The sequence below is a fragment of the Candidatus Dorea massiliensis AP6 genome, assembly GCF_964245105.1.
Classification (GTDB): domain Bacteria; phylum Bacillota; class Clostridia; order Lachnospirales; family Lachnospiraceae; genus Laedolimicola; species Laedolimicola intestinihominis.
Map to the genome: position 1 here is coordinate 153675 of NZ_CAXTKW010000002.1, position 19726 is coordinate 173400.

Sequence of the window (19726 nt, forward strand, 5' to 3'; positions counted from 1 at the left end):
GCATTCTATTATGGAAGAAAAGAAACAGAAAAAAAATCCCATGGAGAAGATCGCGACCTTTATTGTGGATAAGCGCAACCTGTTTTTCCTGATTTACATCGCGGCGCTTATCTTCAGTATTTTTGCGAAATCCTGGGTAAAGGTCGACAATGAGCTGACCGATTATCTGCCGGAGACCACCGAAACCCGGCAGGGCCTGGATATTATGGATAAGAATTTCATTACCTATGGAACCTCGCGTATCATGATTTCCAATATTACATATCCCCAGGCGGAGGCCCTGGTGGACCAGATTGAGGCCATCAAGGGCGTAGATCAGGTGGAATTTGATGATTCCGAGGATCATTTCAAGGGAACCAGCGCCCTGTATTCCATTACCTACACGGACGAGGCTGAGAGTGATGTGAGTGTGCAGGCTCTGAATGATATCAGGACCCTGCTATCGGATTATGATGTGTCCGTGGCCGGCGAGGTGGGTAATGACATGTCTGTGACCCTGGCCCAGGAGATTAACGTGATCATGGCCATCGTTATCGTGATCATTATTATCGTACTGTTGATCACATCACAGACCTACGCGGAGATTCCGGTGCTTCTTATGACCTTCGGCGCGGCTATCCTGCTGAATCAGGGAACGAACTTCGTGTTTGGCGAGATTTCCTTCGTCAGTAATTCCGTTTGTTCGATCCTGCAGTTAGGCTTGTCTATTGACTATGCGATTATCATGTGCCATCGGTTCAGTGAGGAGCGGGAGAACCTGGAACCCAGAGAGGCCTGTATTACGGCTCTGAGTAAGGCCATCATTGAGATTTCATCCAGTTCCCTGACCACCATGTCAGGTCTTTTAGCCATGATGTTTATGCATTTCCAGATCGGCTTCGACCTGGGCCGCGTGCTGATTAAGGCGGTTATCTTCAGTATGATCGTGGTATTTACCCTGATGCCCGGTCTTCTGATGCTTTTCAGCAAATGGATTGACCGGACCCACCACAGGAAGTTTATCCCGGATATCTATGGCTGGGGTAAGATTATTACGAAAATCTATCCGCTGCTGATGCCGATTTTCGTGGTGGCCATCGTTTTCGGCTGCTATTTTTCCAATAAATGCCCTTATGTATTCAGCCAGAACAACATCGATACGCTGAATCAGAGTGAGACCCAGCTGGAGGAGAAGAAGATCAAAGCGACCTTCGGCGATACGAATATCATGGCGCTGATTGTTCCGTCCGGACATTATGATAAGGAAAAGGTTGTGCTGGAGGAATTGGAGACATATGACGAGGTAGATTACACCACAGGCCTGTCCAATATCGAAGTGTCCATGGATGACGACAGCAGCTCTGAAAAATCAGATTCCTATATGCTGACGGATTCTCTGACGCCCCGGCAGTTCGCCGAGCTGGCGGATATGGATATCGAACAGGCGCGTATTATCTATTCGGCCTATGCGGTGGACAATGAGGAGTACGGCCACATCATCAACAATCTGGACGGCTACGGTGTGCCGCTGATCGACATGTTCCTGTTTGCCTACGAACATCTGGATTATGTAAACCTGGATCAGGATCAGGTGGATAAGCTGGACGATCTTCATGATCAGCTGATTAAGGGTCAGGATCAGCTCCAGAGCGATAAATATACCAGAATGCTGATTAGCCTGAACTTGCCGGAGGAAAATGACGAGACCTTTGAGTTCTTAAGCACCATCCGAAAGGTGGCGCAGAAGCATTACGGCGAGGACGCGGAGATCTATCTGGTCGGTAACTCCACCAGCGACTACGACCTGTCCAGCAGCTTCAGCCAGGATAACCTGATGATCAGTATCCTGTCGGCACTGTTCGTTATTATCGTATTGCTATTTACCTTTAAGTCGGTAGGTATGCCGATTCTGTTGATTATCGTCATCCAGGGAAGTATCTGGATCAACTTCTCAGTGCCTTATCTGACCGGTACCCCGCTGTTCTTCTTAGGATACCTGGTAGTAAGCTCCATTCAGATGGGCGCGAACATCGACTACGCGATTGTTATCGCGAACCGTTATACGGAGCTGAAGAAGGAAATGCCGGTGAAAGAGGCCATTATCACGACTCTGAATCAGGCGTTCCCGACTATCATTACCTCCGGAGCCATCCTGGCGACCGCGGGCGTGTTGATTGCGCTGATTACGACGAATCCGGCCATCTACGGCATCGGTGTGTGTCTGGGCCGTGGTACTATCATTTCCATGATTCTCGTTATGGCCATCCTGCCGGCCATCCTGATTCTGGGCGATAAGATTCTGGAGCGCACCAGCTTCAATATCAAGTACCCGGAGCGGACCCACAGTGTCAGCGGCAAGGTCCATGTGGACGGCCGTGTGCGCGGTTATATCTCCGGACAGGTTGACGCGGAGATTCACGGCGTGGTAGACGGAGACATCAATGCAGTGGTGGATGTGAAGCAGATAAAGAAGCTGGATCAAGAGGAGGACGAAGAAGATGACTGGTAAAATGAGACATGCGGGGGGCATTCTTCTGGCGGCTGCCATGACGCTGTCAGTTACCTTTTCTGGTGGAAGTATCGTTTATGCGGATGGGGATACCATCACGATTTCCGGTGTGGAGGATCTGGAGAGGCTTGCGAAAAACTGTAAATTGGATACCTGGTCCCAGGGAAAGACAGTGGTTCTGGCCGGGGATCTGGATCTGGCGGATTCGGATTTTAAGTCCATTCCCACCTTTGGCGGAACCTTCGACGGCGGCGGACACACCATTTCCGGCCTGACCTTTGACGGGGACGGTTCCAACGAGGGCTTTTTCCGATATGTGCAGGAAAGTGCAACAGTAAAAAATTTACATATAGAGGGAACCCTGACGCCCACCGGTACCAAGAAAAATATCGGCGGCGTGGCAGGCAGCAACAGCGGACAGATTCTGTCCTGTACCTTCAACGGAACCATTGACGCCCAGACCAATGTGGGCGGTATCGCGGGTATCAATGAGGAGAGCGGATCCATCTATAACTCCTCTGCTTCCGGCAGCATCACCGGAACCCACAGCACCGGTGGCGTCGTGGGCCGGAACCTGGGGCAGATCATCAACTGCTCCAACGAGGCGGACGTCAATACCGGCGAGCATGAGGAAGGCGCGACGCTGGAGGATCTGAACCTGGATACGAACCTGAAACAGCTCTCCGACAGTGATGGAAAGAGCGACATTGTAAATACCACCACGGATACCGGCGGTATCTGCGGTTACTCTTCCGGTGTGGTGCAGAACAGCACCAACGAAGGACACATCGGCTATCCCCATATTGGTTACAATGTGGGCGGCGTGGCTGGACGTTCCGCGGGATATTTAAGCGGTAACCGGAACTACGGTTACGTAGAAGGCCGTAAGGACGTGGGCGGCATCACCGGACAGATGGCGCCGGACCTGACCCTGCGCTTTGACACAGATAAGATTGAGGAATTGCGCGGAGAAATCAATAAGCTGGGAGACCTGGTGGACGCGGCCCTTGATCATGTGGATGATTCCCGGTCTGGTATTTCCGATCGGATGAATAAGATTTCTGATTATACGGATGACGCTAAGAGCAGCGCCAAATCTCTGACCAATAAGACTACAGACTGGGCCGACAGCAACCTGGAAAAGGTCAATAAGTCGGAGGCAGCCATTAAGGCCGGCGTACAGGACGCAAAGGAGGCCCTGACCCAGCTTTCCAATGTGGCCGAAAGTGTCAATGAAGAGATTCAGAGAATCAACGCGATTCTGGATGCCCTCAACAGCCCGGAGCATGCGGACGAGGTAAACAGCATCAAGGAGTCCATGAGCACGGCTTCCGATAAGCTGGCCAGCGCCTCAAAGAAAGCTTCCGACGCCCTGAACCAGTACCAGACAGATCATAATCTGTCCAATCTGATCAACGGGCTGACCGATGCGGCAAATGACCTGAAAGAAGGCATGGATGCGCTGAACGACGCGCAGAATAAGCTGAATGACCTGCTGCAGGATCCGGATATTCAGGACAAGACGCAGGAAGCGCTGGACGGTCTGAAAACCATGAGCTCTGAAATTGAGGAAGCACTGAACGCCATGAAGGCGGCTCTGGATAAGCTGGGCGCGGATGTGTCAGGTATGGACCTGTCCTTTAATCAGCTGGGCGACGATTTCCGGGCGGACGGCGATCGTCTCTACGCGGCGGTAGGCGGTATTTCCGAGCAGCTTGGAAAGCTGGGTGATCAGATTTCCGATATGACGGGAGACATGATCGACGACTTCCAGGGCATTAACGCCCAGTTCAATAAGGTGATGAACACCATGGTGGATCTGGTGACAGACGTCACAGACACCGGCGATTCCATCGAGGATAAAATTGTAGACGTATCAGATGAACAGATAGAGAAAACCACCCGGGGCAAGGCCTACGGCTGTCAGAACTTTGGTGAGATTGAGGGCGATGTAAACGTGGGCGGCATCGCCGGTTCCATGGCCATCGAATACGATACAGACCCGGAGGACGATATTACCAAGCTGGGCAATAACAGCCTGAGCTTTACGCTGGAGACCAAAGCCATCATCCAGAGCTGCGTCAATAAGGGTGAAGTGACGTCCAAGAAGGACAATGCGGGCGGCGTCGTCGGCAACATGGCCCTGGGTCTGGTGACAGACAGCGAGGGATACGGCAGTATCTTAAGCACCAACGGCAGCTATGTGGGCGGTATCGCGGGCTATTCCGATTCCAGCATCCGCCGTTCCTATGCGAAATGCACTCTGGAGGGTGGCAGCTATGTGGGCGGCATCGCAGGCTGGGGCTACGACATCAAGGACAGCGTCAGCATGCTGGAGGTCACCAAGGCAGATGAGTACATCGGAAGCGTGGCCGGTGATGTGGATGAAAACGGAGAACTGTCCGGCAATAGCTTTGTGGGCGACGAGTACGGCGCTGTGGATGATATCAGCTACAGTGGAAAAGCAGAGCCGGTAGAATTTTTGTCGCTGACAGAAAAAGCGGACGTACCAACGGATTTTCTGAAATTTGAACTGCGTTTTGTGGCGGACGGCAAAGTGCTGAAAACGGTGCCCTTCGAGTATAGAGCGGATCTGTCCGACGTGGAGTATCCGGATATCCCGCAGAAGGAAGGATATAATGGAAAATGGGAAGAGGCAGATCTGTCTGATATGACCTTTTCGAAGGACCTGAACGTCCTGTATACCACAGAATCCACAGCGGTAGCCAGCGATCAGATGCGCGATCTGGTCCACTCCACCTTACTGGCAGAGGGAACCTTCAGTCTGGATGCCAAGCTGGTGCTGGTAGAGGCAGATGAAGATATTTCCAGGGTGCCGACCAGAGGTCGCGTACTGGAGCAGTGGACTTCCACCCTGCGGGATCCGGTTCTGACTGACGGCACCTCCTGCAAGCTTCGTTTCATTGCGCCTGAGATGAAAGGCAAACCGGGATTGTACAGACTGAATGCAGATGGCAGCTGGAAGAAGATTTCCTATCAGAAGGACGGCAGCTATCTGGTATTTGATGCGGACAGCACCGAGAACACCTTCTGCGTGACCGAGGAGCCGGGCGGAGCGCTGATGTATATTCTACTTGGCGCGGCCGTGATAATTCTGTTAATTCTGCTGATTGTAATCAAGAGGCTGAAGAAAAAGAGAAAAGCGCGGAAGGCAGCGAAAGAGCAGCCAGAGGAGAATTCCGAAGGCGTGGAAGGGGAAGCGCCGGACGAAAGCGCGGAGCCGGAAAAATCGACGGAAAATGTGGACACTGCGACAGAGACGGAAGAATAAGTTGACAGAAAATACAGGGATAGGCTATGATATAGGCACTGAACAGACAACAGAGTTGCCAGAGAAAGGCAGAGGTAGAGCATGGACAGAAATGAATTTGTAAGCACACTGCGCGCCGCCCTGACCGGGGCAGTCTCCCCGGCCATTGTGGAAGATAACGTGCGCTATTATCAGAACTATATATCCCAGGAAATCGCGTCCGGGAAAAGCGAAAAAGAGATACTGGATGGTCTTGGCGATCCCAGACTGATCGCCAGAACCATCATAGATACACAGGGGGATGGCAGCTATGAAAGCAGTCAGACCTATACCTACTATGACGACGAGCCGGAAGAACAGAAGGGCTTCCACGCCGAAATCAACGACGAAGGCGGCATAGACATCAAATATAAGAAGTTCAACTTTAACACCTGGTACGGCAAACTCCTGGTGGCCGTAGTCATCATCGCAGTGATTGTCCTGATCGGCGCCATCATCGGCGGCATTCTGTCCCTGGTACTGCCGTTCCTGATACCGGTGGTGATAGTGCTGCTTTTGGTGCGGCTGATTATGATGATTTTCGGTGACTGGTAAAAAACCAAAATCTGGAAAAATAATTTACGTCATACCTGCCATACTAGAAGTGTAAATCAAAAGCATTTCACAAGGAGGCAGAAACCATGGCAAACTACACCGACAATATGAACAACAGCGAGAGCAAAAGCTATACCGACATGAACAATGCCAAGAGCTCCGCAAAAAGCACCACCAGTAAAAACAGCGCAAAGTCCAAAAGCTCCGCCAAGAGCAGCAAGAACGCAAAGAGCGGGTCCGAGGACTGCAACTACTAAGTCCGACTACGAAACAATCGGATCGCCCGGCTCTGCTCCGTAGATCCGGGCGATTTTATGCGGAGCCAAAGTCAGAAACTCCCGGGGAAGAAAATTTTCCCCCGGGAGTTTCGTCCGTCTTATCCCTACTCCAAAAAGAAATCCGAATACCTCTCCAACAGATAATCCGTAGCCTCCCTCTCCTCCATTCCCCGGATCTCCGCAAGAAACGCCCCGATCTTCAGCTTCCGTCTGGAGGTAGAAAACCCCATATGATTCAGCAATTCAAAATCCTGCTCCGTCAGATAAAAATGCAGCTTTACACAGGAGTATCCCAGCGAATCCAGCATTGTGGAGATACGGTTCGAAAACACAATCAAAAAATCGTAATCCAGCTTTTCCAGCAGATACAACTCATTGATATTGATCACATCCAGAAGCTCCACATCCACCCGGAACTTCATGCGTTCCATGAAAAAATCAATCTTCTCAATCGAAGAATTGGTCACGATCACCAGCTTCTTCCGATTGCGTCCGGCCAGCTTGTTGCGATTGGTAAATTTTCGGAAAATCAGGGTCAGAGAAGCAATCTGAAAATGATTCAGCCGGGTCTGATAAGTTTCCTCATAGTCAGAGATAGCGCTGCTTAGAATATCATAGAGCCGGTGATACTGCTCTTTTGTTGCCTCCAGCTTATTATCATAAAAAGAAAAATGATAGGTATTTCGTATCAGCGATTTATGGAGATACGCATATACCTCTTCATAAATAAAACGGTCGTCACAAATCCGGGTAATGATATTATTCTGGACTTTCCGTACCAGTTCCCTGGTGATGGCAAAAAGGTGCTCATTTACCGGAGGCATGACCCGTGTGCTGAAATCCAGGGAGGAAATCAGATGATTGACAAAGGTATTTTCCGCAGTGCGTTTCATCAGATGATAATCCTGTACCGGAACGGGCAGATCCCGGGAAGTCTCCAGCGGATGCCCGGAATGCTGACGGAAATACGCGCAGGACAGATAAATATACAGAAACTTTACAGACGCATAGGAAATCCGAAAATGGCAGGTCTCGATAAGCTGCATTAACTGAGTTCGTACCGTCTGGATCTCTGCGTCAGATCGAATCAGAAAATACTCGGCAATCATGGTCTGCAGCGGATGATTGGCCAGACGCCGGGTGAGATGAAAATCCTGACCAACCTCCAGATAGCGGGACAGAATACTGGTGACGCAGATACGAAAGGTCAGTTCATCTCCCACAATCCGAACACCGGTTTTCGGAACCACTTCCGTGCCGAGATTCTGCGTTTTCAACCATTCCGACAGGGCGCGGCTATCTTTTTTCTTAGTCGAAGGGCTGAAATGAAGCGTCTCATATAAATGGGACATATTTAAGGCCAGATTAAAAAAGGCATAGATAACCATAATATCCAGACGCTCATTCTGGGAGGGTACATAATCCTCCAGGGTCAGAGATTGAATAAATGTCAGATATTCCGGATAGGTCATCTGAAAAACAGCCTGGTTGTTGCTGATGAGAATCTGTTGTGCAGGCGCCAGATATTCATTGACCGCGGCGATGCTCCGCTTCACGGACGCAATACTTTTGCCTGAAAGCCGGCTGCATTTTTCCAGAGACAGCGTCTGCTTTTCCTGGATAAAAGCGCAGGTCTGTAAATCGTAAGAATGAATACTCATAGTTCATTTCCCCCATATAGCCGTATTATAGCAGATCTTTCGGCTTAAGGGTCATATTTTGTAATTTTTTCAGGTCGAAAGGTGACCTTGAAGAGAAAACGCACAAGGGCTATAGTATAATTAATCTTTGGCCAAAGGATGCAGAAAAATAAGAGGATGAGTAATTGTTAAGAATTCAGGAGGGTTATGATGAGCAAGAAAAAAGCGGGAAGCTTTAAAGACGGAATCCAGACCTTTGGACGTTCACTGCTGCTTCCGATTGCACTTTTAGCACCGATTGGTATGGTTATGGGTATCTGCAGCGCTTTGGGGCAGAGCTACATGATTGAAAAATTTCCGATTCTGGACGCAGCCGTATTGAAATTGATTATCAGTGGAGCGAAGGATATTACCAGTATTATTTTCAACAATATTCCGATTCTGTTTGCCATGGGCGTAGCGCAGGGAATGGCAAAGAAGGAAAAGGGAATCGCTGTATTCGCATCTGTCGTCGGATATCTGACGCTGAATACGGTCATGAATGTATTCCTGAAAAACACGGGTACGCTGGCAGACGCCGACACCATGGCGCAGGTAGGTCAGGGTATGGTGCTGGGCGTACAGACACTGAAGACTGAGGCTCTGGGCGGATTGATTTCCGGTCTGGTGGCTGCCAAGGTAGCAGATAAGTTTTACAATCTGGAGCTGCCGCTGGCCTTTGCGTTCTTTGGAGGAAAGAAATCCATTCCGATTATTACGTTTGTATGTATGATCCCGATTGGCCTGGTGCTGCCGATTATATGGAGCCTGTTAATCAGCTTCCTGATCAGCATTTCCTTTATCTTTACCACCAACTACATCGGAAGCGGTATTTACTATATGCTGCACAGGGCGCTGATTCCCTTTGGACTGCACCATGTACTGGCAGCGGTTGTCCGCTTTACAGAGGCAGGCGGAACTTATCTTATCAATGGCACAGAGTATGTAGGTATCCTTCCGGCAGTCAATGAGATTTTATTTAACCTGGGTCCGGACAGTCCCTACTGGGCAGAGCTGATGCCGAAGCTGACCAGCTACCTGGGAGGTTCTCAGATGCTGACTACACTGTTCCGTATCCCGGCCATTGGTCTGGCGATGTACCATACTTCATACCTGAAGAACCGCAAGATGTGCAAGGGCGTCATCATGACCTGTGTACTGACTGCTTTCCTTGGAAATATCACTGAGCCGCTGGAGTTCTCATTCCTGTTCATTTCTCCGCAGCTTTTTGCGGTATATTGCGTACTGTGCGGCCTGATGACCATTCCTTATCAGTTCCTGCATATCAGCATCGGATACATCCGCGGAACAATCTTCGATTTTGGAATCTTCGGTCTGATGTATGAGAACACCCATTGGCTGAACCTGATTCTGCTGGGTATCGTAAACTTTGTAATATTCTATTTTGTATTTAAATTCTTCATTAAGAAATGGAACCTGGAGACGCCGGGACGGGAGTCCTTCGAAATTGAGGAGTCCGCAAGCACCTTACTGAAGGAGAAAAACTGGCCGGAAATCGCCCGCATCGTAGTGGAGAATCTGGGCGGCCCGGAGAATATCGTACATGTGGAGAATTGTGTATCCCGACTTCGTATTGATTTGCAGGATCCGGAGCAGGTCAATCAGACAGGTCTTCGTGATTCCGGCTGCGCAGGTATCTTTTTCCCGTCCAAGAATCATATTCACGTGGTATTCGGACCGCACGTGGAATTTGTAAGAAATGCCGTTGATAAATTGCTGAAGGGATAAGAAAAAATGAGAGCATTATATGATTCAAAGAGCAAAGGAAATGACAGAGGAATCAAGAAGCTACTTACAAAGGAAGCAAAGATAGAATCCTGGCTCCTTGCGGAGGCTGCGCTGGCTGACGCGCAGGCAGAGGAAGGCTTTATTCCCCGCAGCGCAGCAGACAATATCATAGAAAATGCGAAACTGGAGCGAATCGATCTGGAAGAAATGGATCGCATTCAGGCAAAGGTGGGCCATGGCTTTGTACCATTTGTAAAGGTGCTGGTAAAGGCCTGCAGCGAGGAAGGTGGAAAATACGTCCATTACGGCGTGACCACCCAGAATATCCAGCAGACCGGCCAGCTCTATGTCACCTATAAAATCCATCGGATATTCCAGTCCTATGTGGCGGATATCCTGGATCACCTGGGCGATCTGGCTGAGGCTCATGCGGAGACGGTGATGCCGGGGCGTACCCATGGCCGTCACGCCATTCCGATTACCTACGGTTATAAAGTATCTGTCTGGATCAGCGAGCTCCTGAACGCGCAGGAGCGCCTGCAGGAATGTGAAAAACGGGTATTCCAGGCCATGGCAGGAGGCGCGGTAGGCGCCTTCAACGCCACCGGCGAGACCGGCTGGCGGGTGCAGCAGCGCTTTGCCAAGAAGCTTGGTATGTACAGCATGCCGGTTCCCTCCCGCAATATCTTCAGTCACAAAGAAGAATACATCATGAACCTGGCGCTTTTATGTAACGCCCTTCACAAAATAGCGGAGGAAGTTTACTACACGGGACTGGAAGAATTCGGAGAGGTCAGCGAGGCTTTTCAGAAGGGTACAGTGGGAAGCTCCACCATGCCCCAGAAAATCAATCCGAAGCTGGCGAAGGGCATCATAGCCAACTCCCAGAAACTGTATTCCCTGGTATCCACCGGACTTTTTACCGGCGTCCGGATGTTTGAGGGAGATTCCAGCGCTTACATGCTGTACGACGGTATGCTGGAGGAAGCATTGGAACTGACGACAGAAGTCCTGATGCGCGCGGAGGAGCTGACTGCCACCCTGCATGTGAAGAAAGAGCGCATGTATCAGAATGCTCTTTTAAATAAGGGTCTCGATAACAGTGAATGCGTCATGATGAAAATAGCGGAAAAGCTTGGCAAGGATCGCTCCCATGAGTTATTATATGATAAAGCGATGCTGGCAGAGCTGGACGGCAAAGATTACCTGACCGTACTGAAAGAAGATCCGGTATTGTCCGACAACTTCACCGATCAGGAACTGGAAGAAATGATAAAACCCGAGAACTACACGGGACTGTCCGCCTTTCTGGCCCGCCGCATGGCAAAAGAAGCAAAAGAACGCGCCAAAAAGGCAAAGGAGAACCAGAAAAATGGGATTATTCAGCCGTAAGAAAAAAGAAGAATTCGTATCACCGATGACCGGAACCCTGCTCCCCATCGAGCAGTGTCCGGATCCGGTATTCGCCGGAAAAATCATGGGAGACGGCTTTGCGATCGAACTGACCGGAGCCGAGGTAACCGCGCCTGTGAGCGGAACCATTGCCACCGCATTTCCTACCGGACATGCATATGGCATCAACACCGATGACGGAAAAGAAATCCTGATACACATTGGCATGGACACAGTAGCGCTGAACGGACAGGGCTTTGACGTAAAAGTAAAGCAGGGAGATACCGTAAAACAGGGTGACCTGCTGGTAAAAGTAGACGTAGAGTATTTGAAAGCGCAGGGAAAATCCGTAGTCTCTCCGGTCATCTTCACAAGCGGAGAAAAAGTAGAGCTGCAGAAAACAGGCGCAGTTCAGAATGGAGAAAATGGCATTGTCAAAATCGGGTAAAATGCTGGCGTCCGACTTCGATCGGACCTTCTATGTAAACTGCGAAATCACAGAGGCCAACATCCGTGCAGTGGAAAACTGGCGGCAGCAGGGCAACCTGTTCGTCATAGCTACAGGACGGGAAGAAAGCATTCTCAGGGAAAAACTGGAAGAATGGGAAGCCGAGGCTGACTATCTGATCTGTAATAATGGCGCGCGTATCGTAAGCTGGGACGGTAGAGTCCTGTATGAGAAAATAATGGATACGGTCGAGGTACTGCAGATAACCGATTATCTGCTGGAACAATATGGAATGCCGGTAGACGTCACCTGCAAAAGCTTCCGAAAACAGGTCATCACAGGAACCGACCCGGAGAAAGATCTCATCATGTACAACGGTATCCACGAAACCATCACACAGGAAGACTTCCAGAAAGCCTGTCGGGAAGTCCTGCAAGTCCATGTGCGTTTTTCTAATAACGAGGAAACCTGCAAAGCAGCCGAGGCCATCAACGCCCGCTATCCAGGCGCAGAGGCTTTTGTCAACGAAAACAACGCCGACATCGTAAGCCGGGGCCTGGGCAAAGCCGAGGGCATCGCTATCCTGACCAAAGCCATCAGCTTCCGGGGTCAGATCGCCGCCATTGGCGACGCCCATAACGATCTGGGAATGCTCCGTCGCTATCAGGGCTGCACTCTGCAGGCTGCCAACCCGGCTATCCGCCAGGAAATCCCGGTATCCCGCACATTTGCAGACGTAGCTGCCTGCCTGACCTATCTGTCCACAAATTAACGTGTCATCTGAATCGCCCGCTCTGCTTTGCAGAGCCGGGCGCTTTTCACGCATCCGTTCTTCACATTCCCTTCGCCTCCCGCATATCTATAAAGTATACCCTTCTATCCAAAAGGTGATCCCATGAACTTTGGCACCATCTCCCCCAGGGAAATAGACAGCTATCTCTTTAAACCCGACTACATCCTCATTGACATCCGCTCTCCCCGGGACTTCCGCCGCCGGCACATCAAAGGTGCCGTCTGCATCCCTTACGAGAACCTGCAGGACCGCGTGTACCTGCTCCGCCGCAAAACCCTGATCCTCTACTGCGAGCGCGGCAGCACCAGCATGAAAGCCGCCCGGGAGCTGGCCGAAGCAGGCTACCGGGTCTTGACCTTAGTGGGCGGCATCCAGTCCTACAAAGGGCGGAATCTGGAACAGTATTAGAGATTCAGCCCCGGCATGGCGCAGAAAAATCATTGACAGCGGGGAAAGGGCATATTAAGATAAACTATAAGTGGATGACGGCAGGCGCAGGAGCAAACAATCAGAAGCGTCTGCCGTCAAACTGAATACAAAAAAGTAAGAAAATGGTAACAGTTCAGGCGGAACCGTTACAGAAGACGGAGAGATAAATGGAAACATACGAATTCCTCGCCCCCTGCCACTTCGGCCTGGAGGCGGTATTGAAACGGGAAATACAGGACCTGGGATACGACGTAAGCCTGGTCGAGGACGGCCGCGTCACCTTCATCGGCGACATGGACGCCCTGTGTCGCGCCAACATCTTCCTTCGGACCGCGGAGCGCGTCATGCTTCAGGTGGGCCGCTTCAAGGCAGAGACCTTCGACGAGCTCTTCGAGGGCATCAAAGCCATCCCCTGGGAAAACTACATCCCGGCAGACGGAAAATTCTGGGTCACAAAAGCCACGTCCGTAAAAAGCAAGCTGTTCAGCCCGTCAGACATCCAGTCCATCGTCAAAAAAGCCATGGTAGAGCGACTGAAGACCAGATATAAGATGGAATGGTTCAGCGAGGACGGAGCCTCCTACCCTATCCGTATCACATTTTTAAAGGATGAGGCAGTGGTAGGTCTGGACACCTCCGGCGTCTCCTTGCATAAGCGCGGTTATAGAAGACTAACCAGCAAAGCGCCCATCACCGAGACTCTGGCGGCAGCCCTGATTATGCTGACACCCTGGAAAGGCGACCGCATCCTGGTAGATCCGTTCTGCGGCTGTGGTACATTTCCCATCGAGGCGGCCATGATGGCGGCCAACATCGCCCCGGGCATGAACCGGGAATTCGTGGCCGAGGACTGGAAAAACATGATCCCGAGAAAACTCTGGTACAACGCGGTGGAAGAGGCGAACGACCTCATTAAAGACGACATCGAAACTGACATCCAGGGCTACGACATCGACCCGGACATGGTAAAGGCGGCCCGGGAAAATGCAAAGGAAGCAGGCGTCGACCACCTGATCCATTTTCAGGCGCGGCCGGTCTCTGAGCTCCGCCATCCGAAAAAATACGGCTTTGTCATCACAAATCCGCCCTATGGCGAGCGCCTGGAGGAAAAAGAAGCCCTGCCGACCCTGTACCGGGAGATTGGCGAGGCCTATGATCGCCTGGATGACTGGTCCATGTACCTGATCACCGGCTACGAGGACGCGGAGCGGTATCTGGGCCGCAAGGCGGCGAAGAACCGTAAAATCTATAATGGCATGTTGAAAACCTATTTCTATCAGTTTCCGGGACCCAAACCGCCCCGGAGACCGCGGCAGGATATATGAGAAAAAAACTTCGAACCCTGACAGTGCTGGCATTTCTGGTCTGCTGTTTTCTTGTGATACGAGATATGGATATTCAGCCGACGGAGGTGCCGGTGAGCGGCGCGGCCCTGGTGGAATCCATGCTGGAGGAAAAGGCCGGCAAAACCGCGGAGAGTCTGGCTATTGACCGGACAAAGGAAGAAATCGAACTTCCGGAACGGTATGATTACCGGGAGGAAGGCAGGAGTGTTCCGGCCCGGGATCAAGGACAGCACGGTACCTGCTGGGCCTTTGCGGGCCTGACCGCGTTGGAGACGGCACTGATGCCGGAAAAGCAATATGATTTTTCTCCGGATCACCTGAACTATCACAATCATTTTAAAATGGGAACAGAAGAAGGCGGTTCCTATATCATGTCGATGGCTTATCTGACGTCCTGGGCCGGACCGGTGCTGGAGCAGGACGATCCGTACGGCGACGGGCAGTCCCCCGACGATCTGCAGGCAGTCTGTCATGTGCAGGAGGTGCGGATGCCGGACGCCAAGGATTATCAGGCCATCAAGCAGACCGTGTATCTCTACGGCGGTGTGGAAAGCTCCCTTTATATGGATTTTACCGAATATACCGGGCAATCCGACTACTATAGCGAGGAGCATAAAAGTTATGGCTATACCGGGCAGGAGGCGTCCAATCACGACGTGGTGATCATCGGCTGGGACGATGGGTATCCGGCAGATAATTTCAATCGGACTATGCAGGGAGACGGTGCTTTTATCTGTCAGAACAGCTGGGGAAACGAGTTCGGGGAAGACGGTGTATTTTATGTCTCCTATTATGACACGAATATTGGAAGCGATAATGTGGCGTATACCCGTATCGACGCCCCGGACAATTATGATACGCTTTATCAGTCTGATCTGTGCGGCTGGTGCGGACAGATTGGCTACAATACAGAAAAGGCCAGCTTTGCCAATGTATACGAGGCGGTCGGAAATCAGGAGCTGAAAGCCGTAGGCTTTTATGCTACCGGACCGGATACGGAATATCGCATCAGCATCCAACCGGAATTTACCGACGCAACGTCTCTTGGGGAGGCGCAGATTCTGCAGTCGGGATATTTGCAGTACGCGGGCTATTATACCGTAGATCTGACGGAAGCGGTATCCGTGTGTGCGGGTGACCGGTTTGCCGTGATTGTGCAGATAACCACGCCGGGCAGCCAGTATCCGATTGCTGTGGAATACGCGTCTGACGAGCTTCAGGACGCAGTAGATTTAAGCGATGGCGAGGGGTATATCAGTGCCGACGGCTATCTCTACTGGGAACGTGTGGAGACAGAGCAGCAGAGCAATCTGTGTCTGAAGGTATATGCTTCGGACCGGAACTAGGAAACAGAGGAGAAGAAAATGGATAAACTGATATTTGCTACCGGAAATGCAGGAAAAATGAAAGAAATCCGTGAGATTCTGGGACGGCCCGGCCTCACGATTCTGTCCCAGAAAGAAGCGGGCATCACAAGTGACGCCGAGGAAAACGGAACCACGTTTGAGGCTAACGCCCTGATTAAGGCCCGGGCGGTGGCGGCCCAGACGGATGCCCTGGTGCTGGCGGACGATTCCGGCCTGGAAATTGATTACCTGAACGGTGAGCCGGGCGTCTATTCCGCGCGTTATATGGGCGAGGACACTTCCTATGAGATTAAAAATCAGAAGATCCTCGATCTGCTGGCAGGCGTGCCTGAGAAAAAGCGGACCGCGCGTTTTGTGTGCGTCATTGCGGCAGTGCTTCCGGATGGACGGGAATTTACCACAAAGGGGACCATCGAGGGTATCATCGGCTACGAATCCAGAGGGGAAGGCGGTTTTGGTTACGACCCGATTTTCTTTGTTCCGGAATTCGGCTGTTCCACCGCAGAGCTTACCATGGAACAGAAAAATAAAATCAGCCACAGAGGAAAGGCTTTAAGGGCTATGAAAGAAGTTTTAAAAGAGGTAAATGCATGAAGGTACTGATTGTCAGCGATACACATGGAAAAGAAGGCAACCTGAAAGAAGCTATGGAACGGGAAAAGCCCTTTGATATGCTGGTTCACTGCGGCGATGTGGAGGGCAGTGAGGAAAAGATCCGGGAAATGGCAGGCTGTCCGGTCCACATGGTGGCGGGAAATAATGATTTTTTCTGCGATCTGCCCCGGGAAGATGAATTTGAGATTGGAAAATACCGGGTGCTTCTGACCCACGGCCATTATTACTATATCTCCATGGGAACCGAGATGCTGAAGGAGGAAGCCCGGGCGCGGAATTTTGATATCGCCATGTTCGGCCATACCCACCGGCCTTATCTGGAGCAGGAGCGGGATGTAACGGTGCTGAATCCGGGCAGTATGTCCTATCCCCGCCAGGAGGGCAGGAAGCCCAGCTATATGGTAATGGAAATTGATGGAAATGGGGATGCCGCTTACACTATCAAATACATTTAAAAAGATTTTTGAAGAAGTTGAAAAAAATTAAAAAAAGTTGTTGACAATTTTACTTTTATCCAGTAGAATATATTTTGCGTCACGAGTGACGCGGCGGTGAACAGCTTCGGGGTGTGGCTCAGCTTGGCTAGAGCGCCTGGTTTGGGACCAGGAGGGCGCAGGTTCGAATCCTGTCACCCCGATGATACTCTGCGGGTGTAGTTCAATGGTAGAACACCAGCCTTCCAAGCTGGATACGTGGGTTCGATTCCCATCACCCGCTGACTGTGAGTACTTGGTGAGGTATTTTCGAACCTAGTACGAACGTCCACCTGAACACTTAGCGAATTGGGAGCGCAGCGAGCAAATGAGCTTAGTGATCAGTGTGTACTGTGAGTACTTGACTCACAGATAACACTTCTATCGAAGGGTTTGTGTTCGTAGCTCAGTTGGATAGAGCAACGGCCTTCTAAGCCGTGGGTCGGGGGTTCGAATCCCTTCGAGCACATTTGCAGATTGTAAGATTTGCATATGCCGTTACTTGGCAAGATATGGTGGGTATAGCGCAGCTGGTTAGCGCGCCAGATTGTGGCTCTGGAGGCCAAGGGTTCGAATCCCTTTATCCACCCTTTGCGAGAGCAAAATTTTGGGCTATCGCCAAGCGGTAAGGCACAGGACTTTGACTCCTGCATTCGCTGGTTCGAATCCAGTTAGCCCAGTTGGGCGGATGAAAACCTTCCGCAGTTATTATGAATAAGGAGCATTAGCTCAGTCGGTAGAGCACTTGACTTTTAATCAAGTTGTCCCGGGTTCGAATCCCGGATGCTTCATGAGAGGATCGAAGATTTTGTGAATACAGGGTTTTCGGTCTTTTTGTTTAAACAAGTCCACGGAAGTGGACGACATTCGCGGATATGGCGGAATTGGCAGACGCGCCAGATTTAGGTTCTGGTGGTAACCCCGTGCAGGTTCAAGTCCTGTTATCCGCAGCCTGGAATCGTGCAGTTTTGCAGAAACTGCACGATTTTTTTGAATTATACGGGCGCGGGCATTTATAAACTTTTTTTAATCCTTTGCTCACACTTTGAACACAATTGCCTGTTACACTACAGGATAATGATACAAGTGAGTGGAGGAAGGAGTGCATCTTTATGTACGATGAGGAAAATAAAAACCTGTCTGAAAATCCGGATATGGAAAATGAAACAGGAGCAGATGTAAGAGATACAGAGAACGCCGGAGCGGAAGGAAAAGACAGTACGGCAGCGCAGCCTGAAAGCGGAACCACAGGCAGCCAGTATCGTTACAGCGGTCCGTTCTATCAGGATACAGATTATCAGCGCACGGAGAGCCGGAATACGGAGAGCAGTTTCCGGGGCAGCGTGTCGAAGAAGCAGAAGAAAAAGAAGAATTTTGGCCGCACCATTGCGAAGACCGTGTGCATTGCGCTGGTATTTGGCGTGGTGGCCGGAGCGGCATTCCAGGGCACGAATTTTGTGGGACAGAAGCTGTTCGGCGATAAGGTGACGGCTCCTGTAAGCCAGGATGCGTCAGCGGATACGGCGGCACCGGAGGTGGGAACCGTACAGCCCCAGACCGGAAACAGCGGTTCGGAAGACAGCGCTGCGTCCGTATCAGCGATTGTGAAGCAGTGCATGCCGTCCCTGGTGGCTATAACCAATGTCAGCGTAAAAGAGGTACAGAATTACTGGGGCTTCGGCTGGTACAGTCAGCCACAGCAGCAGGAGTCCACATCCACAGGAACCGGCATTATCATCGGTCAGAATGACAGCGAACTTCTGATTGTCACCAACAACCATGTCATCACAGGGGCAACCAACCTGTCTGTGGTATTCAGCGTGGACGAGGGCAAGGATGGAACTACTCCGGTGGAGGCTCAGATTAAGGGAAGCGACGCCACAAAGGATGTGGGCGTCATTGCCGTGAAGCTTTCAGATATTCCGGCGGAGACCATGTCTGCAATTAAGACAGCCACGATTGGCGATTCCTCACAGATGCAGGTGGGCGATCAGGTGATTGCCATCGGCAATGCGCTGGGATATGGACAGTCGGTGACCAAGGGAATTGTCAGCGCGCTGGACAGGGAGGTAACCCTGCAAAATGACGATGGCAGTACCATCAGCAATAAGCTGATTCAGACGGACGCGGCCATCAACCCGGGCAACAGCGGCGGCGCACTGCTGAATATGAAGGGTGAGGTCATCGGTATCAACGAGGCCAAGCTTTCATCCAACTATGTAGAGGGTATGGGCTACGCAATCCCCATTTCCGATGTGGAGGGCATCATCGGAGATCTGCAGAATCTGCAGACCCGTTCTGAAGTAGACAGTGAGAAAATGGGGTATCTGGGCGTTACCTGTCAGGATGTGACCAGCGACATTGCCCAGCAGTATGATATGCCTGAGGGCGTCTATCTGAAGTCTGTGGTATCAGGCTGCGCGGCGGATAAGGCAGGACTGAAAAAGGGAGATATCCTGACCCGCTTCGACGGAATGGGCGTGACAACCTATGATACGCTGCGGGATCGCCTGCAATACTATGAAGCCGGTGAGACGGTGGAAGTGACAGTACAGTCCCCGGAAAATGGAAGCTATGTGGAGAAAACAGTATCACTGACTCTGAGCACCAAGGCAGAGGTAGAAGCGGCCAATAAGTAGACAGATGAATCGAAGAGATCGGTTATGCGTAAAACGTGCAGCCGGTCTCTTTTACATATTTAAACTGGGATAATTTTACAAAAACGGATAAAATCATCAGATATGTATATTTGATAAAATAATCGAAAGGATTTATAAAGAATATGAAATTTTAATTCTTCGCTC

15 protein-coding genes and 7 tRNA genes are annotated in these 19726 nt (G+C 50.9%); 21 read left to right on the forward strand and 1 reads right to left on the reverse strand.

Translation table 11 applies throughout. The features are described from left to right. Window positions 1–10: 10 nt before the first annotated feature. The 4 genes from ACESZP_RS03130 to ACESZP_RS03145 all read left to right on the forward strand — a co-directional run bounded on the left by ACESZP_RS03130 (window position 11) and on the right by ACESZP_RS03145 (window position 6610). Window positions 11–2488, forward strand: coding sequence for an efflux RND transporter permease subunit (locus ACESZP_RS03130; protein WP_349163732.1), 2478 nt, complete (start codon window positions 11–13; stop codon window positions 2486–2488). Beyond that, window positions 2478–5780, forward strand: coding sequence for a coiled-coil domain-containing protein (locus ACESZP_RS03135; RefSeq protein ID WP_499708000.1), 3303 nt, complete (start codon window positions 2478–2480; stop codon window positions 5778–5780). Before ACESZP_RS03130 ends, ACESZP_RS03135 begins: the two co-directional genes overlap by 11 nt. Window positions 5781–5861: 81 nt before the next feature. Next, window positions 5862–6353: a DUF1700 domain-containing protein gene (locus tag ACESZP_RS03140; RefSeq protein WP_499708001.1), complete on the forward strand. Its 492-nt coding sequence runs from the start codon at window positions 5862–5864 to the stop codon at window positions 6351–6353. A gap of 86 nt (window positions 6354–6439) precedes the next feature. Next, the gene (locus ACESZP_RS03145; protein WP_262670582.1) at window positions 6440–6610 is read left to right on the forward strand and encodes a hypothetical protein; all 171 of its coding nucleotides are present in this window, start codon (window positions 6440–6442) and stop codon (window positions 6608–6610) included. Window positions 6611–6735: 125 nt separating this feature from the next. Here ACESZP_RS03145 and ACESZP_RS03150 read toward each other — a convergent pair whose 3' ends face one another. Further along, window positions 6736–8292, reverse strand: a complete 1557-nt coding sequence (locus ACESZP_RS03150; RefSeq protein WP_499708002.1) for a helix-turn-helix domain-containing protein — start codon at window positions 8290–8292, stop codon at window positions 6736–6738. A gap of 189 nt (window positions 8293–8481) precedes the next feature. Here ACESZP_RS03150 and ACESZP_RS03155 point away from each other — a divergent pair, with 189 nt between their 5' ends. From ACESZP_RS03155 to ACESZP_RS03235, 17 genes are all read left to right on the forward strand, one after another. Continuing rightward, window positions 8482–10059: a PTS transporter subunit EIIC gene (locus tag ACESZP_RS03155; RefSeq protein WP_499708003.1), complete on the forward strand. Its 1578-nt coding sequence runs from the start codon at window positions 8482–8484 to the stop codon at window positions 10057–10059. A 6-nt stretch (window positions 10060–10065) separates the two neighbouring features. Further along, window positions 10066–11451 carry a class-II fumarase/aspartase family protein gene (locus tag ACESZP_RS03160; RefSeq protein WP_499708004.1) on the forward strand — a complete coding sequence of 462 codons (1386 nt, stop codon included), beginning with the start codon at window positions 10066–10068 and terminating at the stop codon, window positions 11449–11451. Further along, the gene (locus ACESZP_RS03165; protein WP_440322641.1) at window positions 11432–11899 is read left to right on the forward strand and encodes a PTS sugar transporter subunit IIA; all 468 of its coding nucleotides are present in this window, start codon (window positions 11432–11434) and stop codon (window positions 11897–11899) included. The genes ACESZP_RS03160 and ACESZP_RS03165 overlap by 20 nt, the downstream gene beginning before the upstream one ends. Then, window positions 11877–12671: an HAD-IIB family hydrolase gene (locus ACESZP_RS03170; RefSeq protein WP_499708005.1), complete on the forward strand. Its 795-nt coding sequence runs from the start codon at window positions 11877–11879 to the stop codon at window positions 12669–12671. Before ACESZP_RS03165 ends, ACESZP_RS03170 begins: the two co-directional genes overlap by 23 nt. Window positions 12672–12794: 123 nt before the next feature. Then, window positions 12795–13100, forward strand: coding sequence for a rhodanese-like domain-containing protein (locus ACESZP_RS03175; RefSeq protein WP_178040201.1), 306 nt, complete (start codon window positions 12795–12797; stop codon window positions 13098–13100). A 188-nt stretch (window positions 13101–13288) separates the two neighbouring features. Further along, window positions 13289–14446 carry a THUMP domain-containing class I SAM-dependent RNA methyltransferase gene (locus ACESZP_RS03180; RefSeq protein WP_499708006.1) on the forward strand — a complete coding sequence of 386 codons (1158 nt, stop codon included), beginning with the start codon at window positions 13289–13291 and terminating at the stop codon, window positions 14444–14446. Further along, window positions 14443–15813 (forward strand): lectin like domain-containing protein, encoded by a 1371-nt coding sequence (locus ACESZP_RS03185; RefSeq protein ID WP_499708007.1) that lies wholly within the window; start codon window positions 14443–14445, stop codon window positions 15811–15813. Before ACESZP_RS03180 ends, ACESZP_RS03185 begins: the two co-directional genes overlap by 4 nt. An 18-nt stretch (window positions 15814–15831) precedes the next feature. Next, window positions 15832–16428, forward strand: a complete 597-nt coding sequence (locus tag ACESZP_RS03190; RefSeq protein WP_440322637.1) for an XTP/dITP diphosphatase — start codon at window positions 15832–15834, stop codon at window positions 16426–16428. After that, a complete protein-coding gene (locus ACESZP_RS03195; RefSeq protein WP_178040205.1) occupies window positions 16425–16904 on the forward strand; it encodes a YfcE family phosphodiesterase in 480 nt (159 codons plus the stop codon). The genes ACESZP_RS03190 and ACESZP_RS03195 overlap by 4 nt, the downstream gene beginning before the upstream one ends. A 107-nt stretch (window positions 16905–17011) precedes the next feature. Further along, window positions 17012–17086 (forward strand) — tRNA-Pro (locus ACESZP_RS03200). 9 nt (window positions 17087–17095) lie between these two features. Beyond that, window positions 17096–17166 (forward strand) — tRNA-Gly (locus tag ACESZP_RS03205). Between the two features lie 151 nt (window positions 17167–17317). Continuing rightward, a tRNA-Arg gene (locus ACESZP_RS03210) sits at window positions 17318–17391 on the forward strand. Window positions 17392–17437: 46 nt separating this feature from the next. Next, window positions 17438–17511 (forward strand) — tRNA-His (locus ACESZP_RS03215). 19 nt (window positions 17512–17530) lie between these two features. Next, window positions 17531–17602 (forward strand) — tRNA-Gln (locus ACESZP_RS03220). 38 nt (window positions 17603–17640) lie between these two features. Continuing rightward, a tRNA-Lys gene (locus ACESZP_RS03225) sits at window positions 17641–17713 on the forward strand. A 78-nt stretch (window positions 17714–17791) separates the two neighbouring features. Beyond that, window positions 17792–17872, forward strand: a tRNA-Leu gene (locus ACESZP_RS03230). Window positions 17873–18034: 162 nt separating this feature from the next. Beyond that, entirely contained in the window at window positions 18035–19561 is a 1527-nt protein-coding gene (locus ACESZP_RS03235; RefSeq protein WP_499708008.1) for a S1C family serine protease, read from the forward strand. Window positions 19562–19726 lie beyond the last annotated feature (165 nt).